The sequence below is a fragment of the Bacillus sp. FSL K6-3176 genome (assembly GCF_038003325.1).
Lineage (GTDB): Bacteria > Bacillota > Bacilli > Bacillales > Bacillaceae > Bacillus > Bacillus altitudinis.
Window position 1 is genome coordinate 753,868 of the sequence record NZ_JBBOOX010000001.1, and the last position, 19,753, is coordinate 773,620.

The 19,753-nt window shown below is 41.7% G+C and carries 15 protein-coding genes; 10 read left to right on the forward strand and 5 right to left on the reverse strand.

The window, feature by feature from the left end:
- Positions 1 to 4: 4 nt before the first annotated feature.
- Complete coding sequence (locus tag MHB38_RS03795) at positions 5 to 592, reverse strand: YjgB family protein (protein ID WP_017366815.1); 588 nt, start codon at positions 590 to 592, stop codon at positions 5 to 7.
- 102 nt (positions 593 to 694) lie between these two features.
- Entirely contained in the window at positions 695 to 2,674 is a 1,980-nt protein-coding gene (locus tag MHB38_RS03800) for an LTA synthase family protein (protein WP_202734652.1), read from the reverse strand.
- 578 nt (positions 2,675 to 3,252) lie between these two features.
- On the opposite strand from MHB38_RS03800, the gene MHB38_RS03805 reads away from it, so the two are divergent.
- From MHB38_RS03805 to MHB38_RS03835, 7 genes are all read left to right on the forward strand, one after another.
- Entirely contained in the window at positions 3,253 to 4,911 is a 1,659-nt protein-coding gene (locus tag MHB38_RS03805; protein WP_041090684.1) for a pyridoxal phosphate-dependent decarboxylase family protein, read from the forward strand.
- A 31-nt stretch (positions 4,912 to 4,942) separates the two neighbouring features.
- Positions 4,943 to 6,667 (forward strand): methyl-accepting chemotaxis protein, encoded by a 1,725-nt coding sequence (locus MHB38_RS03810; protein ID WP_341002467.1) that lies wholly within the window; start codon positions 4,943 to 4,945, stop codon positions 6,665 to 6,667.
- A gap of 81 nt (positions 6,668 to 6,748) precedes the next feature.
- Complete coding sequence (locus MHB38_RS03815) at positions 6,749 to 7,135, forward strand: DnaJ family domain-containing protein (RefSeq protein ID WP_057078330.1); 387 nt, start codon at positions 6,749 to 6,751, stop codon at positions 7,133 to 7,135.
- Between the two features lie 162 nt (positions 7,136 to 7,297).
- On the forward strand, positions 7,298 to 8,731 hold the full coding sequence (treP, locus tag MHB38_RS03820) for a PTS system trehalose-specific EIIBC component (protein ID WP_341002469.1): 1,434 nt from the start codon (positions 7,298 to 7,300) through the stop codon (positions 8,729 to 8,731).
- A 15-nt stretch (positions 8,732 to 8,746) separates the two neighbouring features.
- The gene (gene treC / locus MHB38_RS03825; protein WP_341002471.1) at positions 8,747 to 10,447 is read left to right on the forward strand and encodes an alpha,alpha-phosphotrehalase; all 1,701 of its coding nucleotides are present in this window, start codon (positions 8,747 to 8,749) and stop codon (positions 10,445 to 10,447) included.
- Between the two features lie 19 nt (positions 10,448 to 10,466).
- Complete coding sequence (treR, locus tag MHB38_RS03830) at positions 10,467 to 11,183, forward strand: trehalose operon repressor (protein ID WP_007496585.1); 717 nt, start codon at positions 10,467 to 10,469, stop codon at positions 11,181 to 11,183.
- 64 nt (positions 11,184 to 11,247) lie between these two features.
- The gene (locus MHB38_RS03835) at positions 11,248 to 11,682 is read left to right on the forward strand and encodes a hypothetical protein (RefSeq protein ID WP_058214344.1); all 435 of its coding nucleotides are present in this window, start codon (positions 11,248 to 11,250) and stop codon (positions 11,680 to 11,682) included.
- Positions 11,683 to 11,930: 248 nt separating this feature from the next.
- Here MHB38_RS03835 and MHB38_RS03840 read toward each other — a convergent pair whose 3' ends face one another.
- Complete coding sequence (locus MHB38_RS03840) at positions 11,931 to 16,211, reverse strand: multifunctional 2',3'-cyclic-nucleotide 2'-phosphodiesterase/3'-nucleotidase/5'-nucleotidase (RefSeq protein WP_341002473.1); 4,281 nt, start codon at positions 16,209 to 16,211, stop codon at positions 11,931 to 11,933.
- Positions 16,212 to 16,465: 254 nt separating this feature from the next.
- On the opposite strand from MHB38_RS03840, the gene MHB38_RS03845 reads away from it, so the two are divergent.
- Positions 16,466 to 16,984: a type 1 glutamine amidotransferase domain-containing protein gene (locus MHB38_RS03845; RefSeq protein WP_007496591.1), complete on the forward strand. Its 519-nt coding sequence runs from the start codon at positions 16,466 to 16,468 to the stop codon at positions 16,982 to 16,984.
- A gap of 107 nt (positions 16,985 to 17,091) precedes the next feature.
- On the opposite strand, the gene MHB38_RS03850 is transcribed toward MHB38_RS03845, so the two are convergent.
- Both MHB38_RS03850 and MHB38_RS03855 read right to left on the reverse strand, forming a co-directional pair.
- A complete protein-coding gene (locus tag MHB38_RS03850; RefSeq protein ID WP_008341757.1) occupies positions 17,092 to 17,307 on the reverse strand; it encodes a DUF1128 domain-containing protein in 216 nt (71 codons plus the stop codon).
- A 75-nt stretch (positions 17,308 to 17,382) separates the two neighbouring features.
- Entirely contained in the window at positions 17,383 to 18,738 is a 1,356-nt protein-coding gene (locus MHB38_RS03855) for an alanine/glycine:cation symporter family protein (RefSeq protein WP_007496593.1), read from the reverse strand.
- A 174-nt stretch (positions 18,739 to 18,912) separates the two neighbouring features.
- Here MHB38_RS03855 and MHB38_RS03860 point away from each other — a divergent pair, with 174 nt between their 5' ends.
- Positions 18,913 to 19,383, forward strand: a complete 471-nt coding sequence (locus MHB38_RS03860; RefSeq protein ID WP_202734648.1) for a low molecular weight protein-tyrosine-phosphatase — start codon at positions 18,913 to 18,915, stop codon at positions 19,381 to 19,383.
- Between the two features lie 20 nt (positions 19,384 to 19,403).
- Positions 19,404 to 19,736, forward strand: coding sequence for a hypothetical protein (locus MHB38_RS03865; protein ID WP_046527356.1), 333 nt, complete (start codon positions 19,404 to 19,406; stop codon positions 19,734 to 19,736).
- Positions 19,737 to 19,753 lie beyond the last annotated feature (17 nt).

Sequence of the window (19,753 nt, forward strand, 5' to 3'; positions counted from 1 at the left end):
TTATTTAGGAACCGGCTTTGATGAGGTTAATATGCACCACAGTCAGCTCGTGCTGACTGATATCTGGATCATGTCCGACGATAAATTCGAGCTCATAATCACCGGTCTGATAAACGTATTTCTTCTCTTTTGTTTGCGGGATGGTGCTGACTGAATCTGCTGGTCCAAGCTGTTTCTTTAATAGGGAAGGAGTCATTCCTCCGATATTCGTTTCTTTTTCTACATTTGTTCCAAAATAACGGATTTCGTTAATCTTGCCTTTTTTGTCATAGTGAAAAGCAAATCCAGGGTTGCCCATCTCAGCATGATACAAATCAAAGCCGCTTTGACCCGTTTCTGGATAAGGCTGTCCTAGTTTATGCCGAACGTCTTTTTTTGTTTGAACCCCTATTTTGAGTCCTTCTGCATAGTATGGCATTTGTCCTTTATGCGCCAGCTGATAGATGCTGTTTAGCGCTGCATTCGGCCCTTGAGGAATGGACTGTTCTGCCTGCGTTTGGGTCATGGCGTGCGCTGAAATCGATGGGCTGAAAGCAAATAAGGTGGAAGAAGCGAGTGAAGCGGTCACGACAAAAGCTGCTGTTTTTTTCATGATTAATCAATCCCTCCTTCTTCAACTATACCCGGTGTCATGCGGATCAAACGTAAAAAGCCCCAGCTGATCTTGGATCGGCTGGGGCCTTAAATGAGAAAGTTATTTGGAAGACGAGCTGGATTCATCTTTGGCGGAAGAGGAATCTTTTTCATCCTGTACTTTCTTTGTGTAGTCATAATCATTTCGCTCAATTGGTGTAAAGCCTTTAGGTTTGTAGAAACGGAGTAAATCTTCCGTGACAATCTTATCAGATGTCTCTAGCATCTTTTTCACCGTTTCGTTTTCTTGTGATGCCTTTTCAGTCGGCTCGATTTTTTCACCTGTTTTGTTGCTGTAATAATTGTTGCCTACTTTCGTGTAGTCCTTAGACACGAAGTCTCCATTTCTAAATGGCACAAGCTCTTTAAAGTTTTTCGATAAGATATCAGAACCAGACATTAAATAGTTCTTCGTATCATCTCCGAGCAGGTGGAGAAGGGTAGGCGCAACATCGACTTCACCAGAGTATTTATGAATCTGTCCGCCTTTTACGCCTGGCACATGGATAAAGAGCGGCACACGCATAAGCTGGGCATTTTCATAATCTCCAATTTTTTCGCCAGTCACTTTTTCCATCGCTTCATTATGGTTTTCTGAAATGCCGTAGTGGTCACCGTACATAATGACGACGGTATTGTCATAGAGACCAGATTTCTTCAAGTCATTAAAGAACTGTTCAATGGCTTCATCTAAATAATGAGCAGATTGGAAGTAGTTATCAACGACGGAGTCTTCGAAGTCGCCAGGTTCAAAATCAGTATCACCTTCATCCATACCAAATGGGAAGTGGTTTGACAGCGTAATGAATTTTGAATAAAACGGCTGTTTCAGATTTTCAAGCATTGGCATGGATTCTTTGAAGAACGGTTTGTCTTTCAATCCATAGTTCTTCGTATCTTGTTCATTCATATCGTAGTATTCAGAATCGTAAAATCTGTCATATCCAAAGGACTTAAACATTTCATTTCGGTTCCAGAACGTTTTCGTATTCCCGTGGAATTCTGCGGACGTGTATTGGTCCTTTTTCAAAATGCCAGGAAGCGCCTGATATGTGTTTTGAGCTTTGTTAATAAACACAGAGCCTTGTGATAATGGGAAAAGCCCCGTATCCATCATAAATTCCGCATCAGATGTCTTTCCTTGCCCTGTTTGATGGAAGAAATTGTCAAAATAAAACGTTTTGTTGTCATGGGCTAATGAATTTAGGAAAGGAGTGACCTCTTTTCCATTCACCTTGTAATCAATGACAAAGTTTTGCAGTGATTCAAGAGAAATCGTAATGACGTTCATGCCTTTCGCTTTCCCGTAATAAGCTGGGTTAGGATCAGCGCTGTTCGCCTTTAGATAATTCTCTACATCTGTTACGTCACTTGAATTTGCCAGGGCACGCTGGCTGTTTGATTTCACATTTTGAATGGCATCAAACACCGTAAAATTATAAGCACCCAAGTATTTGACTAAATAATTGCGGTCGAACGATCTTGATAAAAGCTCTGGGCGATCAATTTCTGCTGCGATTAAGTTGACAACAAAGATCAGAACAGAGGACACAAGAACGAGTCTAAACGATTTTGTTTTTTGAACAGGTACAGTCGTACTTGTTTGCTGCTGTCTTTTCATGCGGACTGCGAGTACGATCAAGATGATGGTATCGAGAAAGTAAAACATATCAGTCCAACGCATGAGTGAAAATGCACTATCACCTAATTGTCCGCCATTCGTTCCTGCCTGCATCACTGTAGGCAGCGTGATAAAGTCATTGAAGAATCGATAGTACACGATGTTTGCGTAAAGTAAAAAAGACATGAAAAAGTGAATCACAATGATAGCGGCAGGCTGCCATTTTTTCTTGAACAATAAAGCAAAGCCAAGAAAGAACAAGCTGGAGCTAATAGGATTCACAAAAAGCAAAATATGCTGAAGCACATTTGATATACCAAGTTTAAATTCGATTAAATAAGCTGTATACGTCTTGAGCCATAACAAGATGGCTGCAATTACAAAGAAGCCGAGGCCTCTTTTTTGAATAAATGTTTTCATTTAAACACTCCTTTTCTCCGTTAAACGGAAGAGGCGGAACGAAAGAAAACGAACCATTAGAATATACCATGAAATGCACAAATAGAAAAGTCATAACCGGTGAGCACCTAAGGCAGCCTGTCCGAGCTAGAGTTGGGAAGACATCGAAAATATTCGATCTCCGAAAAACTTTTTGTGAAATTCATCCTAATAATGACAGAAAATTCTGTATTTTTCCTGTTGCTATATCAATAAAACAGGTAAAAAGACACAAGTCTAAAGAATTAATTTGATTTCTACAATGGTGTATTTAGGCGGATTTCCAGTGTTTATTAATGTTTATGCAGGTTAAGTAAAAAAAATGAATGAATAAACCGCTGAATTGTCTGGATAATAATTCCTTCATGAAAGTATATTGATATATTTTGTTGTTTCACAAACATAATGGTTTTGATGTGTATTGTAAGGGTTTTATTCTTTTTGTTGGGTGAACAAATTATCTAAATATACTTAAGTGAACAGTTCGACACTATAAACTTTTGAAACGGGGTCGATATAGACAGTGACAGGAAATCTTCCATTGAAAGGATTGATAGTATATGACTGTACGAGCACAGAACCTCGTTCAGAACTGGTTTCCGAGTGAGGACGGAAATGCAGAAGAGCGGAAAGAACTCATTAAATTAATGGAACAGATCATTTCAGGGGTCGATGACCTGAAGGATCCGAACCGTGCTCACCTAAAAGGTGAAAAGAATCGTGAGGAGGACTTTTACAAAAAGCTCACTGAAACAAGTCAAATTCCGATGAACGGACAACAAGCGGAACTTGTGAATGAAGAATTACTGAAGCTTTTACATAATCATCCATACCACACGAAGTATTTCTTCACGAACATTTTGCCAATGGCAAGTACACCAGGAATTCTAGGCATGCTGACGGCTATGCTGGTTAACGGAAACAACCTTTGGGATGTGTATGGACCAGCAGGTGCGGAAGCTGAGGTCAGAGTGGTCTCAATGATGTCTAAGCTCATCGGATATGATCCAAATGTGAGCGGGGGCTACACAACATGGGGAGGTCAAGGGGCTATTTTCTCGGGGCTTCGTTTAGCGATTGCGAAAGTTGCACCGGAGTCATTACGAAAAGGCGTCCCGCAAAATCTTTATGCGTTTTGTTCTGATGCAGCACATTACAGCTTATTTAAGTCAATGGAAGCAACAGGGATTGGCACAGACAACTTAATCAGAATTAAGACGAATAAAGATCATTCGATGGATATGGAAGATTTGCGTTGTCAAATGGAACGTGTTGCCCAAAATGGCGGAATTCCCGTTTATATTGTGGCAACAACCGGAACAACAGATGCCATTGCAATTGATGATGTAAAAGGGGTACGTGAAACGGCAGAAGCCATTGCTGAGGAGTATGGTCTCAAGGTGCCGCATATTCATGCGGATTCGGCGCTTGGTGGATTCTTTGCTTTCTTTAATGAGTATGATGTATCTGAAAACCCGCTGCAATTCTCAGACGGTGTTCTTCGTATGCTAAAAGAAATCAAAGCGAAATTCCAGCATCTTTCTCTTGCTGACACGATGTGCTTTGACTTTCAAAAGCTCGGACAAACACCGTACACATCTAGTTTATTCTTGGTGAAAAACGCTGCTGACTTAAAGCGCTTGGACCTAGAAGAACAAGAAACACCATACGTTGGACATAGAGGATACGGGGAATACCATACCGGTTATACACTGGAATGCTCAAGAATGGGAAGCTCCATCAGCATGCTAAGTGTGCTGCTAACGTTTGGAATTGAAGGATACCAGCGCTTGCTCGGTCAATTTTTAGAGGTGAACCTTGCATTTAGAGAAGCACTTCGTCAGGAAATTCCACAAGCAGAAGTCGTCAATGATGACAATGTCGGAATGGCTACATTGTTTAGAATTTACCTAGACGGCTCTCCTCGTTTTAAGGAAGAAGTGTCTGGAGAAGCAACTGCTATGGAAATTGAGCGCAACAATGATTTGAACAAAATCCTCTTTGAAAAGCTTGGAGAGAAAAGAGACGAAATGTTCTTTGGCGATACAACGAAGTTTTTACAAGTCAATGCCAAAGAAGGTCAAGAATTCTATCTAAGTGTGAGTAAATTTTTTGTGATTTCACCTTATACGTTACCGGAGCATATCCCTCATATCGTATCTTATTTAAAAGATGTCATTGCATCTGTTTGTGGACAATTTGAAAGTGTAGAGGCTTAAATTAAAATTGAGAGTGGAGATGTAGAAAAAAATGGCGAAACAAAGGAAGTTTGGAGGACTTACGATATCCTCCAAAATCATGTCAGTCGTTGTCGTAACATTACTCGCAACCGTTGCATTATTCGTTCTAACATTTTATTTAGTTAGCCAGGATTTATCTTCCCAATTATTAAAGCAATTTGATTATCGATTAACAACAGATATTGATACAGCGAAAAAAGAAATCGATAATATTGATGGAAATGTCCTTAGCATTAGCGGGAAGGATGATCCCATTTATGTGGAGATCAAAAAGAAATTCACAGAACTACAAAAAGATCATACGCTTGAGAACTTATACGTGTTATCAAATAAGGGCGGCAAAGAAAGAATCATCGTACTAACAGGGCAAGACAATGATTTTGATCAAGATTATGTCTTTTCAGATGAAATGAAACAAGCTCTTTCTGAAGATAAAATGGTCAAAAGTGATATTTACGTTGATTCGTATGGGACTCATAAATCCGTCTTTTTACCAATTAAAGATTCAGGCGGTGAACTCACGGGGATTTTAGGAATTGACTTAGATGCGTCTGTTGTTCCAGCAACAACGAAAAAGCTGACAATTTATATTACAGTAGCATCTGCGATTGTGCTCATCGGCGGATTACTCTTCTCATTCTTCATGGGAAGAAGAATTGCAAAACCAGCACGCTCATTAATGGAATCAGCGGATCGAATTGCAGATGGTGATTTAACTGGCATGGTAGAAGTTCAAAGTAAAGATGAGATCGGTCAATTAGCGGCTTCCTTCCAGAAAATGCAGGGACGGATCAAAGAGCTTATTGGACAGATCTCAAACTCATCAAGTGAAGTGTCGAAAATGTCTTCACAGCTTCGCACAGTGACAACGGAATCTAGTCAAAGTGCACAACAAGTGTCAGAAGCGATGACGAATATGAGTGAAGGAATCAATGATTCAGTCGCAAACATTACAGACTGCACAACATCTGTTGCGGAAATCGATACTCAAATCGAAGGCGTGACAAAAGAAGTGGATGAAATGAAATCTGTTTCATCAAAAGTACAAGAGCAGTCAGAATCTGGTCAAAAATTGGTGCAGCATGTGCTTGAACATCTCAACATGTTACACGACATGATGACAAGCTCCAAGCAAGCGGCAGAAGAATTGCAATCACATTCAACAGAAATTGAAAGTGTCATCTCCATTATTACGGACATTTCAGCGCAAACGAATCTGCTTGCACTGAATGCTTCTATTGAAGCCGCACGTGTAGGAGAAGAAGGAAAAGGATTTGCTGTTGTGGCTGATGAAGTCCGTAAGTTAGCTGAACAGTCAGCTGATGCAGCTAAAACGGTCTCAGACTTAGTCATTGGCACACAGGAAAATAGTCAGCGTGTCCTTGAAAGCGTGGAGGAAAGCAGTAAAGCAGTGGAAGAAGGCCGGGAGCAAATGAAAGGCACCTCGCAGAACTTCGCTGGTATTTATGATGGAGTGTCTCAATTTGCAAGCAGAACGAACAATTTGCTTCAATCTATTCAGCAGGTAGAACGAGCATATCAAACAATTTCTACATCGATTGAACAAATTTCGGTCGTGTCAGAAGAACATGCGGCAAGCTCTCAAGAAGTAGCGGCAGCAACAGAACAACAAAGTGCTGGCATGCAGCAAATTTCAAGTGCGATTGAACAGCTCTCTGACATGTCAGAGGACTTGGCACAAATGGTATCTACTTTTAAAATCGACAAAAAATAACGAGAAAGCTGGCTCTTGTGAGAGAGTCAGCTTTTTTGCTATGCTTAACCAAATATCAGACGATCTGAAAGGAGACGTGTCATGGATTTTGCGCAGAGATTGTCAGAAGAACGGATCAAAAAGGCGATGGACCATGGAGCTTTTGAAGGACTATCAGGCTTTGGGAAACCTCTGCCAAAGGATGATGCTGCTCATGTACCTGAAGAGCTGAGGATGGGCTATCGAATCATGAAAAATGCAGGCTTTGCCGGGGAAGAAACCGCTTTGAAAAAAGAACTAATGACGGTCAAAGAATTACTGAAAACGAGTATAGATGGAGAAGAAAGAAAAAAACTCTCTCTCATATGTGAGGAAAAACAGAAACGTCTCGATGAACTCACATCCAAGCGCCAAACGTTTGCTCGTCCAGCCTCCTCCTTTTATAAGAATAGGGTCTACGAAAAACTAACGGAGCATAAAAAAAGATGATGACACGCTGCCTCTCTGAGCACATTGAGGGAGCTTTTTTTATGAAAGCGCTACATTTTCTTATTGACTACATGTATATACAAATATAAAATATGAAGTGAACATGTATATACAAGTTTTGATTCTTTTTTCTTATAAAAAAACGATCTCGGAGGGGATATCATGGCTGATTATCAGGCAGCGGCAGATCAGATTGTGAAAGCCATTGGCGGCAAAGAAAACATTGATCAAGCCACACATTGTGTGACAAGACTTCGTTTTGTGCTAAAAGATGAAGCTGAGGTGGATGAGAAAGCACTAGAACAAATTGATGAAGTGAAGGGATCTTTCTCAGCGAATGGCCAATACCAAGTGGTCATTGGTCAAGGAGTGGTGAATCGGGTTTATGCCGAAATGGTCAAACAGACGGGAATCGGCGAAGCGACAAAAGAGGACGTCAAGCGTGCCTCTGATCAGAAATTAAATCCTTTACAGCGTGCGGTGAAAACGCTTGCAGATATCTTCATTCCAATCCTTCCAGCTATCGTGACAGCCGGTTTATTGATGGGGATTAATAATATTTTAACAGCTCCTGATATTTTCTTTGATCAAAAATCCATTGTGGATGTGTATCCGGCATGGGCGGATTTAGCAAATATGATCAACTTGATTGCAGGCACTGCCTTTACCTTTTTGCCAGCATTAATTGGCTGGTCGGCTGTCAAGCGGTTTGGAGGTAATCCACTTTTAGGGATGGTCCTCGGACTGATGCTTGTACATCCAGATCTGTTGAATGCGTGGGGATATGGAGCGGCGGAAAAGACAGGTGACATTCCTGTTTGGAATTTGTTTGGACTTGAAGTACAAAAGGTAGGTTACCAAGGGCAGGTTCTTCCGATACTCGTCGCCTCCTATTTACTCGCAAAGCTCGAATTATTTATAACAAAGCGGACACCTGAAAGTATTCAGCTGTTAGTTGTTGCACCAATTACATTACTACTCATTGGATTTTTATCATTTATCGTCATTGGTCCCGTTACATTTGCGATCGGAAACGTATTAACATCTGGACTCGTCACTGTATTCCAGCAATTCGCAGCACTTGGCGGCCTTTTATATGGTGGATTATATGCAGCGTTAGTCATTACAGGCATGCACCATACGTTCCTAGCTGTCGATATTCAGCTGATTAACTCAAAACTGCACGGCACGTTCCTATGGCCAATGCTCGCCCTGTCTAATATTGCTCAAGGATCAGCTGCACTTGCGATGATGTTTGTCTTAAAAGATGAAAAGCAAAAAGGGCTCTCGCTGACATCAAGTATTTCTGCTTACTTGGGCATTACTGAACCGGCGATGTTTGGGGTGAACTTGCGCTATAGATTCCCGTTTATTTTTGCCCTGATCAGTTCAGGGATAGCTGGTATGTTTATTGCCTCACAAGGGGTACTGGCAAGTTCAGTCGGCGTTGGAGGCATTCCAGGAATCTTCTCGATCATTCCGAAATATTGGGGGGCATTTGCCATCGGAATGGTGATTGTGCTGATCGTCCCATTCATTGGTACCCTTTTATATGCAAAACTTAAAAAGAAGGATGTATCACAAGAACTTAACTAGTGGTGGTGAAGGAAATTGAATCAACAAACAAACGAACCGTGGTGGAAAAAATCCGTGGTCTATCAAATCTATCCGAAGAGCTTTTTAGACACAACAGGCTCTGGTACAGGTGATATCAATGGCGTGACGAAAAAGCTCGACTATATCAAAGAGCTAGGGGCGGATTGTATTTGGCTGACCCCTATGTATGAGTCACCACAGCATGACAACGGTTATGATATTAGTGATTATACAAAAATACATGACATGTACGGCACAATGGCTGATTTTGAACACATGCTGAAAGAAGCACATGAACGAGGGATCCGTGTCATCATGGATCTAGCCGTGAACCATACGTCGATTTTCCATGAGTGGTTTCAAGCCTCCCGAGAGTCGAAGGAGAACCCGTATCGAGACTATTATATTTGGAAGGAGCCGAAAGCGGACGGCTCTCCTCCGAATGACTGGCAGTCAAAGTTTGGCGGGCCAGCGTGGGAATTAGATAAAGAGACAGGTGACTATTATCTTCATTTATATGATGTTACCCAGGCAGACCTCAACTGGGAACATGATGAAGTGCGCAGGAAAGTATATGACATCATGCACTTTTGGTTTGAAAAAGGGATCGATGGATTCAGACTGGATGTCATCAATAACATTTCAAAGGATCAACGCTTTTTAGATGATGCCGGGCAATCAGTGCAAGGTGATGGACGTATGTACTATACAGATGGGCCGAGAATTCATGAATTTTTGCATGAAATGAACCAGGAAGTGTTTTCGAAATACGATAGCATGACCGTGGGGGAAATGTCTTCAACGAATATTGCAGACTGCATTCGGTATACAAGACCTGATCGACAGGAGCTGGATATGACGTTTAATTTTCATCATTTAAAAGTTGACTATCCTAACGGTGAAAAGTGGGCCATTGCGCCATTTGATTTTCTAGAGTTGAAATCAATTCTGTCAGAATGGCAGACGAAAATGCATGAGGGCGGCGGCTGGAACGCACTCTTTTGGTGCAACCATGATCAGCCACGCATCGTGTCTAGATACGGTGATGATGGCACGTACCATCAGCAATCAGCGAAGATGCTGGCGACCACCATTCATTTGATGCAAGGCACTCCTTATATTTATCAAGGTGAAGAAATTGGGATGAAGAATCCTCGCTTTGAGGACATTTCGTCATACCGCGATATCGAATCACTCAATATGTACGAAGTCATGCTTGAAAAAGGGAAAACAAAGGAAGAAGCTTTGGCGATTTTACAGGTCAAATCAAGAGATAACGCAAGGACACCTATGCAATGGACGGCGGAAAAAAATGTGGGGTTCTCAAAAGGTACGCCTTGGATTGAACCAGCTCAAAACGGCATTTCAGTAGAAGCTGCCTTAAAAGATGAGACGTCGATTTTTTATCATTATCAAGCTCTTTGCAGACTTCGAAAAGAACTTGATGTAATCACCTATGGAAGCTTTACTTTATTGCTGGCAGATGATCCAAAGGTGTTTGCGTATGTCCGAGAAGGCAAAGATGAGAAGATTCTCGTGATCAACCATTTTTATGCAGGCGAGACGGACTTTACACTTCCAGATGAGCTTGCAAAGGATGTCAATGAAATGGAAGGGCAAGTCCTGCTGTCCAATTATGAGGATGTGCCGGCAGATATCAAGGGATTTACGTTGCGCCCATATGAGTCAATCGTTTATCATTTAACCAAACGCTAGTAAATGGGGCGGAAGGAAAATGAAAGAGAATAAGTTTCGAGTGATCTATGATCAGCTCGCAAGACGAATTGAACAAGGTGAATGGCAGGATAAAGGCATCCTCCCATCAGAACATGAGCTGTCTGTCATGTATGACACATCCCGTGAGACGGTGAGAAAGGCATTAAACATCCTTGTGCAAAATGGCTATATCCAAAAAATTCGCGGGAAAGGCTCAGTATTGCTGAACCGAGAGAAAATGCAGTTCCCAGTTTCGGGTCTTGTCAGCTTTAAAGAGCTTTCCCAAACGCTTGGGCGCAAGACGGTAACAACGGTTCATGAGTTCGGTTTAATCAAGCCAGATCAGTATATTCAGTCTCAGCTGAAAATCAGTGGGCAGGAGGACGTTTGGGAAGTCATTCGCTCTCGCAATATTAGCGGAGAAGAAGTCATTTTAGACAAAGATTACTTTTTGCAAAAACATGTGCAGGTCTTGTCTAAGGACATTTGTGAAGGATCGATTTACGAGTATATTGAAGGAGAACTTGGGGTCTCGATTAGTTATGCTCAAAAGGAATTTGTGGTCGAGCCATGTACTGAAGAAGATGAAAGGTATCTCGATTTGAACGGGTTTGATCATGTGGTAGTGGTGAAGAATTATGTGTTCTTGGAGGATACGAGTCTATTCCAATACACAGAAAGCCGCCACCGCCTAGATCGTTTCAGATTCGTGGATTTTGCTAGAAGAGAGAAGTAGACAGGGCCGAGGCTCTGTCTATTTCAGGTTGTAGGGAAACAAGAGCAACATTCTAGGAGGACAAATGATCAGACTGAATAGACCATTAAAATTACGAGATTTAGAAATTTTTAGCGTGATGAAAGATCACAGGATTTTATGTTATGTCATCATTGAAGACACACGAAAACCGTTTACGGAAGAAGATAGAAAATTAGAGCCATTATGTGATATGGATGAAGAAGACATTCAAGCGATTTTGAATGTGTTTCATATTTCAATTATCAGTGATGAAACATTAAATGAAGAAGATTTAACCCTAGTGAAATCGTACTTTGCTGAATTTGTGAATAACACGAACTTAACGAATTTCATTACGAGAGAATATGTTCTAGAGGATTTATATGCCGTTGATGATGAAGATGACATCACGTTCTTTAATAGAATGCTGCGTCATATAGGGTCAGATGATGTGAAAGAATTTGATGACCGTCATTGGATGTATTTATCCCAAGATTAATAGTGAGATGCAAAAAAGGACAGAGCCGAAGCTCTGTCCCCAGCGTGTAGACAAACCCTCGCATTCGTTGTCAAATCTGTGCTCCGGTGCTCACGAATGTCAAATTCGCTCCGCTCCGGTGCTCGACTTTCCTAGACTGCAAAGGTTTTCTATCACGCTGAAAAAAAAGACAAAGGGCTAAAATCAAGTCCATTTTAGCCCTTTGTCCTCAATCTGAAAGGACAGAGCCAATGCTCTGTCCTTTTCGATTAAGATGATACTTTGTTTCGTGTGCGCTTGCGCTGGTAGTAATAAAGGATACCGCCTGAGGCGAGCATGAGTAAGCCAATCAATACCGCTGTATACATCATCGTTGCCGTATTCGGCAGAGTGCCGCCTGGCATGCCGCTTCCATCTTGATTTGGATCCGATCCGCCTGGAGCAGAAGTTCCACCGTCTCCGCCATTTTGGTCTGGAGCTGTTCCAGCAGCTTCACTTTGATTGAGTACGGTGTATTCACTAAAGTGCTCCGTTTTACCTGAGACAATCCCGTTTTCGAATGAACCGTTACTTGTTTTGGCATAGCGGTTTTTCTCACGATCGACATAATAGACACCTGGTTTTTTCGCTTTTTCAGGCGCATCTAATGTAAAAAACAGTGTGACGGGATCTTTAAAGGTAGACACATTTTTCTGATCTTGTTTGATTTGGAAATCGTAAGTGTCGGTTAATGCGTTTTTCACCTTATTTGTTTTTGCCATTGATATATCTGCATGTTGCTCTGACAAATTGGAGAGCGGTAATGCTAGACCGACTTTGTCATGATAGATGGTGACGTTTGGATCTTGCTCTCGTTTCTTCAGTTCAGCTACTTGCCCTTTTGATAGAGACAATTGAACCTTTTTCGCTTCGGTTGCTTTGTCTAAATAGAGCAATGCTTTGTTCGTATGCTGCACATACGTTTGGAATTTCTCATCATCTTGAATGTCATAGGCGCCTTTTCCTTTCAAGCGAGGAAGGAATACTTCTTTCACTCGATGGTCGATGACTGGAGAAATATGACCGTCTGCCTGTTCAATTTGCTCTTTGAAAATTTCATAGTCAACATAGCCTAAGTCTTCACCATGAGACGCTTCTGTAAAGACGCTGTAGCCATCACCGCCTGTGCCGACAAATGCATTAGTCGCCACGCGGTATGTTTTCTGATCATCAATGTCAGTCAGATTGCCATTTTGATCTTTCAACTTGACATCAATCAGTCTGCTGCCAGCCGGTTTACTCAGTGTAAACGTATATTCAATGCCAGCTACATGAGGGAATGCGCCTCCGCCTTCTTCAATGCCTGAAAGACCTTGTTCAAGCGCTTTTTTAATTTGACTGCCTTTTAAATCTGCGACATATAGTGTGTTTCCAAAAGGCATCACGGTTAAAATATCCCCTAATGTGATATCTCCTTTTTCAATGCTGCCTCGAATACCACCGCCGTTTGTAATGGCAAGGTCAGCCCCAGCAGATTCTTGTGCTTTCTTTAACATGCCATCTGCAATAAAGTTTCCAAGGTTCGTTTCCTTTGCACGGACGTGTTCACGTTGTCCATCTAAAAAGACATCTGACGTCCCGACTTTTTCGGTTTTTAAATCTTGGATATCTGCCTTGTACTGATCAAGAATCGCTTTTGCGTCCGCATCTTCTTTCACAGAGTCGTCGATCGTGATGAGGTCAAAAGTAGATTCTTTTGGCTGTACGACGCCTTTTTTGTCAAAGGCCACGTCTACTTTTCCTAAAAATTGTCCGTAGTCTTTTACTTGCGCAACAATCGTTGGTTCTTTTTTATTGATGACCTTTAATTTTTCAACAAGGGTGTGGGTGTGACCGCCAACGATGAGATCAATGCCATCTACTTTTTGAGCCAGTTCTAGATCACGGTTATAGCCAATATGTGTGAGCGCAATGATTTTATTGATTTTTTCTTCAGTTTGAATGGTATTGACTGTTTCTTTTGCTTTTTTGTATGCATCTTGAAATTGAATGTTTGGACCACTGCTGGATGTAATGGCTGTGTCTTCAGTGGTTAGACCGAATACAGCGACCTTTTCACCATTTACATCAAGCAGAATGTAAGGGTAAATGCCAGCTTCTTTTTTCTCACCAGCTTTAAATGTTGCTGGTTTTTTCACTAAGTCGCTTAACTGTTTTTCCTTAGAGACATTCACGTTTGATGACACGATCGGGAAGTTCGGTTTTTCAAACTGGTGACGGTTTTTAGCATCTACACTGGATGCGTCACCTGTCAGGAATTGACGTAGGACAGATGGACCTTTGTCAAATTCATGATTCCCAAACGTCATGGCATCGTATTTCATTAAGTTCATCAGTTTCAGATCGGCAAGTCCTTGCCATTTTGTGAAATAGAGATCACCAGAGAAGACATCTCCAGCGTCTAATAAAATATTGTTTTCGCTTTGGGCGCGAACTTCTTTGATCTTAGTTGCGCGTCTTGCTGCATCATCCAGATGGGCATGTGTATCGTTTGTATGCATCACCGTTAAATGCCAATTGTCTGTTGCAGGTGGTTCTGTTGTACCATCATCTTTAAACGCTAGCTTGTACACGCCAAGTCCGTCTGTGCTGGCATTCCGAATAAAGTCGACGCTGCTTGATTTCTCTGCGAACGGTTTTGCAAGTAGAGAAGATTCAAAGGTGACTGTTGCGCCTTTTACTGGTGCAATGGACCAGTTTTGATCTGCGCTTGGGTTAATGGTTTTTTGTTCAATAATATAATCCATCAGCACTTGGCGGTTCTCATCTGCTGAGGCGAGCACGACTTTATCTTGTGTGAGGTGCGGGAAGCCTCCGCCGCCAGATGCACGGTAATTGTTTGTCACGACTAAAAATTCTTGATTGTCAGAAACGGGTTTTCCGTTGTAAGACAAGTTTTTGATGCGGTTCGCACTAGCGTTAACAAGTGTGCCTGTTGTGCTGTATTTAGCAGGCTGTGTGACATCTACTTGGTACGTCACACCATCGATCACATCAAAATTATATGAGCGGTATTCTTCGTTTAAAATAGGCTGTTCATTTGAAGTATTTGGTTTGATTTGGTTAAACTGACCTGCAGACATTTCAAGCCAGTCTTTTACTTCACTGCCCTTTAGTTTTACAATCTGTACGGTGTTATCGTAAAGATAGAGATCGCCGATGTTTTTAATCGCTAAATCACCTTTTGCGATATTTGTATAATAGTTCACACCGTTGCGTCCACCGGCTTTAAATGGCGCACCCGCAGAGAGAATCGGCAAGTTTTTGTACGAAGTATCTTTCATTTTTTCTTGTGCATACCATTTCTGGGCATCTGTCACGATTTGAATAGAAGGGTCATCCATCACTTGAGCGAAAAAGCTGTTAATGTCTGCTTCTGTTTTTCCAACTGGCTTTCTGACGTAATCTAGGGTGTTTTGGTGAGTTGTTTGAATGGCATCTTTCACTGTACTGTTTTGAGATGTCACCCCGGCAACGGATTCGATTTTGCCTGTTCCGTCTGTGACTTTCCAGTTGCTTCCGTCTGGTTCTAGCGTTAGATCAATGACTCCGAGGTAGCTTCCCCAGTTTTTTGACATGACGACAGGAATGCCATTAATGGTTCCCTTTGCGACATCAAATTTGTCAACGTCGCTATATTCAGCGCTTGGGAATGTGCCATGCTGGTGGCCAGACACAATCGCATCAATGCCTTTTGTTTTCGTGGCAAGGTCAAAGATCATATTTTCTGATCCTTTAGGTGAAGCTGTTTTTTCAATTCCTGTATGAGCAAGAGCGACGATGACATCTGCGCCTTTTGCTTTCATTTCTGGAATGGTTTCATTGGCAGACTCCACAATATCCTGCACTTGAACTTGTCCATCTAAATGTTTCTTATCCCACGTCATAATTTGTGGTGGTACGAATCCTATGTAACCGACTTTCACAGTTTGGGAGGCTCCGTTTGCATCTTTAAAGGTTTTATCCTGAATGACATAAGGAGTAAATCGGTGTTCTCCGTTTAACTTTTTGACGTTTGCATTGACAATCGGGAAGTTGGCGCCCGCAATGGTACCATCAAGAAAAGATAAACCGTAGTTAAATTCATGATTGCCGAGTGTACCTGCATCATATTTTAATTTGTTGAGTGTATGAATAATGGGGTGAACCTTTGTTTGATTGATGATGCTGTCTTTTTCATTTTTATAAACGTATTCTCCAAGAGGGGTTCCTTGAATCAGGTCTCCGTTATCAACAAGGAGTGTATTGGGATTTTGTGAACGGTGCTTGTCAATCAGCTCGGCTGTTTTTGCCAAACCGAATTCATTTGTTTCTTTGTCACTGTAGTAATCGTAATTCATCATGTTCGCATGAACATCCGTTGTGGCTAAGATACTGACCTTTACGGTGCTGCCGCTTTCTGTTTCTGCATAAGTAGGTACTGCTGGGAGAATGAGACTAATCAACATCATGGAAGTGAGCAGAATAGACAGGTTTTTCCTTCGTTTAGACCTATGTGCTTGATTCTTCACCTGATCTCCGCCTTTCTAATTTTTTTGACCACAATACCTATTGTAGAAATGTTTCGTTAACTTTTGTAGTTATTTTTTGCAGATTATTGTAAAGATAACATAAATCATACGAATTACCTTGTTAAGGGAATGTGAATGAGTCTAAATGCTTATTTTTCTGAAAGGGGGTTTTCTCATAGGGATAGGATGTTTGATTTCAATTGGTGGGGGTATAGTGTGTAGTGTAAACGATAATCAAGCAGGAGGGTTTCTACATGGGTAAGAAAATTGCAGTTGTCTTAACAGATTACTTTGAGGATGTTGAATTCACCGAGCCTGCAAAAGCTTTTAAAGACGCAGGCCATGAGATCACAGTCATTGAAAACGAAAAAGGAAAAACAGTGAAAGGAAAGCAAGGAGAGGCAGAAGTAAGAGTCGATGCGTCTATCGATAACGTGAAACCAGAAGACTTCGATGCACTTCTGATTCCTGGCGGCTTCTCACCAGACATTCTGCGTGCGGATGATCGCTACGTGCAATTCACAAAAGCCTTTATGGACGAGAAAAAACCAGTATTTGCGATCTGTCATGGACCGCAATTGCTTATTACAGCGAAGACGCTGGAAGGAAGAGGCGCAACCGGCTATACATCCATTCAAGTAGATATGGAAAACGCAGGCGCCAAATTCAAAGATGAAGAAGTCGTCGTTTGTCAGGATCAGCTTGTCACAAGCCGTACACCTGATGACATTCCAGCATTTAACCGTGAATCATTAAAACTGCTCGCAAAATAAGTAGTTTTGACAGGATAAACAAAGCCAGCACCTTGCGAGGTGCTGGCTTTTTCTGTGCATGGATGTAAGAAAGCGGCGTCAACCGCAATTCAGTATCAGGTGCACGATTATTTTCTTAAGCTTTTCAGCTCGCTTGCAATGGCTTGCATTTCACTTGGGCTGAATGAAGATTTTTTCATCACCATTTGGTGAAGAAATTCAATATCTTCATACTTATCTGGACTGAAGTCTTCGGCTTTGATGACTCCAATATTCAGCATATTGAGCTTTTGTGAAATGTCTTCAATCAGCTGATTGACTTCAGCCGCTTTTTGCTGTGACAAGGGCGGCACGTCCTTTCCTGCATGTGTCGAATAATATGTCTATTTTAACAGAAAAGCAAAAGAATAAAAGGGCTATTATGACGACACTGAAATGTTTTTTTCCTTTTTCTCCTCTTTGATCTTATCAATGATTCGTTTGGATTCAAACACCACAACACCTGATAAACCGATGAGTCCAATTAAGTTTGGAATGGCCATCAGTCCATTGAGCATATCTGCTACGCCCCAGACGAAGTCATTCTTAAACACGGCACCGAAAAAGACAGCTATCACAAACACGATGCGGTAATACATGACGTACGAATCCTTCGCCAAATATGTAAAGCATTTCTCCCCATAATAGGACCAGCCAATGATGGTTGAATAGGCAAACAGGAGCAGCCCGATTGCCACGATGGTTGAGCCAGCTGGACCGAGGAAGTGAGCAAAGGATAACGAAGTCAGCGCATCACTTTTTTCTGTTAAATACATATCTGCCATGACAATCGTAATGCCAGTGATAGAACAAACAATGATGGTATCAATAAACACTTGCGTCATAGAGACGAGAGCTTGACGGGCAGGCATATCCGTTTTCGCAGCTGCAGCAGCAATTGGTGCTGATCCAAGACCAGCTTCATTGGAAAAGACTCCTCGTGCGACACCCCAGCGAATAACGGTTCCAATCGCACCACCTGCCACGGCTTGACCTGTAAAGGCATCTGAGAAAATAAGACTGACTGCGCCAGGAACAAGATCAGCATTCATGACAAGAATGATGAGCCCGCAAATGACGTAAAATAAAGCCATGACTGGTACAAAAATAGATGTCACTCGGCCGATACTTTTGATTCCGCCTAAAATCACGAGTGCCGTAAAGGCGGTAATGATGATACCTGTTACCCATGTTGGAATTTGAAAAGTAGAATTCATGACGCCTGAGATGGAATTAGACTGTACCAGGTTGCCGATCCCAAAGGCAGCACTGGCACCGAAAACAGCAAATAGCACCCCTAGCCATTTCTGTTTTAAGCCATGCTCTAAATAATACATAGGTCCGCCAGACATTTCGCCTTTTTCGTTTTTGACCCTGTATTTTACAGCAAGAACAGCTTCTGCAAACTTGGTGGCCATCCCGAAAAATGCAGCAAACCACATCCAAAATACTGCACCAGGACCACCTGCAATGACAGCTGAGGCAACACCGACGATATTCCCTGTACCGACAGTTGCAGCAAGAGCCGTCATTAATGCTTGGAAATGGGAGATATCTCCCTCTGATGTTTTGTCTTGTTTTGAAAAAGCGAGCTTTAAAGAATAAGGAAGTAATCTAATTTGAATGAAGAGAACGCGAAAGGTGAGGTAGATTCCAGTACCAACAATTAAAATCAACAGGGGAGGCCCCCACAAAAAATTGTTCATCGTCGTGACAAATTGCTCAATGATTCCCATCTAATGTCCCCCTTTGTTTGTGTAATTCTCCTAAAGTTTCTCCTTTTTTTGTGTAATTTGTCAATGCCGATGGGAGTTTTTCTTGCAAAGTTTCCAAAAGAAAAAAGGCTTGATATGATAGAGAAAAGGTTTTCCAATGGGACTCTTAGGGAAAAGATAGGAGGAGAATGAAGGATGATTCATGTATTATTTGTGTGCCTCGGCAATATTTGCAGGTCACCGATGGCAGAGGCGATGTTTAGAAAACGAGTTGAAGACGAAGGGCTGAGTGAACACTTTGTGATTGATTCAGCAGGCATTGGCGGCTGGCATCAAGGCAGTCCTCCGCATGAAGGAACACGAAAGCTGCTTGATGAAAAGGGTATCAGCTATGAAGGAATGAAGGCAAGACAAATCATGGATAAGGATATCACCACATACGACTATATCATTGCGATGGATGCTGAAAATGTAGGCGCCCTCCACAGTTTAGCCGGCTATGGAAAACATCACTTTATTGGCCGTCTTCTTGACTTTGTAGAAGACGACGATCGAGACGATGTGCCAGATCCTTATTACACTGGGAACTTTGAGGAAGTACATGATTTAATTGAAACAGGAATTGATCGTTTTTTGACGTATGTAAAAAAAGAGAAACACCTTTAACTGAAAGGAGATCAGATGAGATGGAAGAGAACAAACAAATCGTGCTTCGGGGAGCTGTTATAGGCGCAGCCTGCGGCATATTGCTGACATTATTTCATCGTCCAACAAGAACTGCACTGAAAGAAAAATGGAATGACTGCCAGCAAAAGCTGGATGAATACCGCCTAGAGCCTGGCAAGATGTCTGCTTGCGTGAAGGAAAAAATGGAAGAAACGAAGCAATTGATGAGAACGGTCTCAGATGATTTGTCTTTTCTGAATGAACAGGTGAATCAGTTAAAGGAAACAACACCAAAGGTATTAGAGATTTTTGAAGAAACAAAGGATCACTTTCAAAAGAAACAGAAAGATTGATCATTGGAGATGAGGCG

Excerpts from the sequence above, each read along its gene's own strand:
- MHB38_RS03795 (WP_017366815.1), bottom strand. The coding sequence starts at position 592 with ATGAAAAAAACAGCAGCTTTTGTCGTGACCGCTTCACTCGCTTCTTCC.
- MHB38_RS03800 (WP_202734652.1), bottom strand. The coding sequence starts at position 2,674 with ATGAAAACATTTATTCAAAAAAGAGGCCTCGGCTTCTTTGTAATTGCA.
- MHB38_RS03805 (WP_041090684.1), top strand. The coding sequence starts at position 3,253 with ATGACTGTACGAGCACAGAACCTCGTTCAGAACTGGTTTCCGAGTGAG.
- MHB38_RS03810 (WP_341002467.1), top strand. The coding sequence starts at position 4,943 with ATGGCGAAACAAAGGAAGTTTGGAGGACTTACGATATCCTCCAAAATC.
- MHB38_RS03815 (WP_057078330.1), top strand. The coding sequence starts at position 6,749 with ATGGATTTTGCGCAGAGATTGTCAGAAGAACGGATCAAAAAGGCGATG.
- treP (WP_341002469.1), top strand. The coding sequence starts at position 7,298 with ATGGCTGATTATCAGGCAGCGGCAGATCAGATTGTGAAAGCCATTGGC.
- treR (WP_007496585.1), top strand. The coding sequence starts at position 10,467 with ATGAAAGAGAATAAGTTTCGAGTGATCTATGATCAGCTCGCAAGACGA.
- MHB38_RS03835 (WP_058214344.1), top strand. The coding sequence starts at position 11,248 with ATGATCAGACTGAATAGACCATTAAAATTACGAGATTTAGAAATTTTT.
- MHB38_RS03845 (WP_007496591.1), top strand. The coding sequence starts at position 16,466 with ATGGGTAAGAAAATTGCAGTTGTCTTAACAGATTACTTTGAGGATGTT.
- MHB38_RS03855 (WP_007496593.1), bottom strand. The coding sequence starts at position 18,738 with ATGGGAATCATTGAGCAATTTGTCACGACGATGAACAATTTTTTGTGG.
- MHB38_RS03860 (WP_202734648.1), top strand. The coding sequence starts at position 18,913 with ATGATTCATGTATTATTTGTGTGCCTCGGCAATATTTGCAGGTCACCG.
- MHB38_RS03865 (WP_046527356.1), top strand. The coding sequence starts at position 19,404 with ATGGAAGAGAACAAACAAATCGTGCTTCGGGGAGCTGTTATAGGCGCA.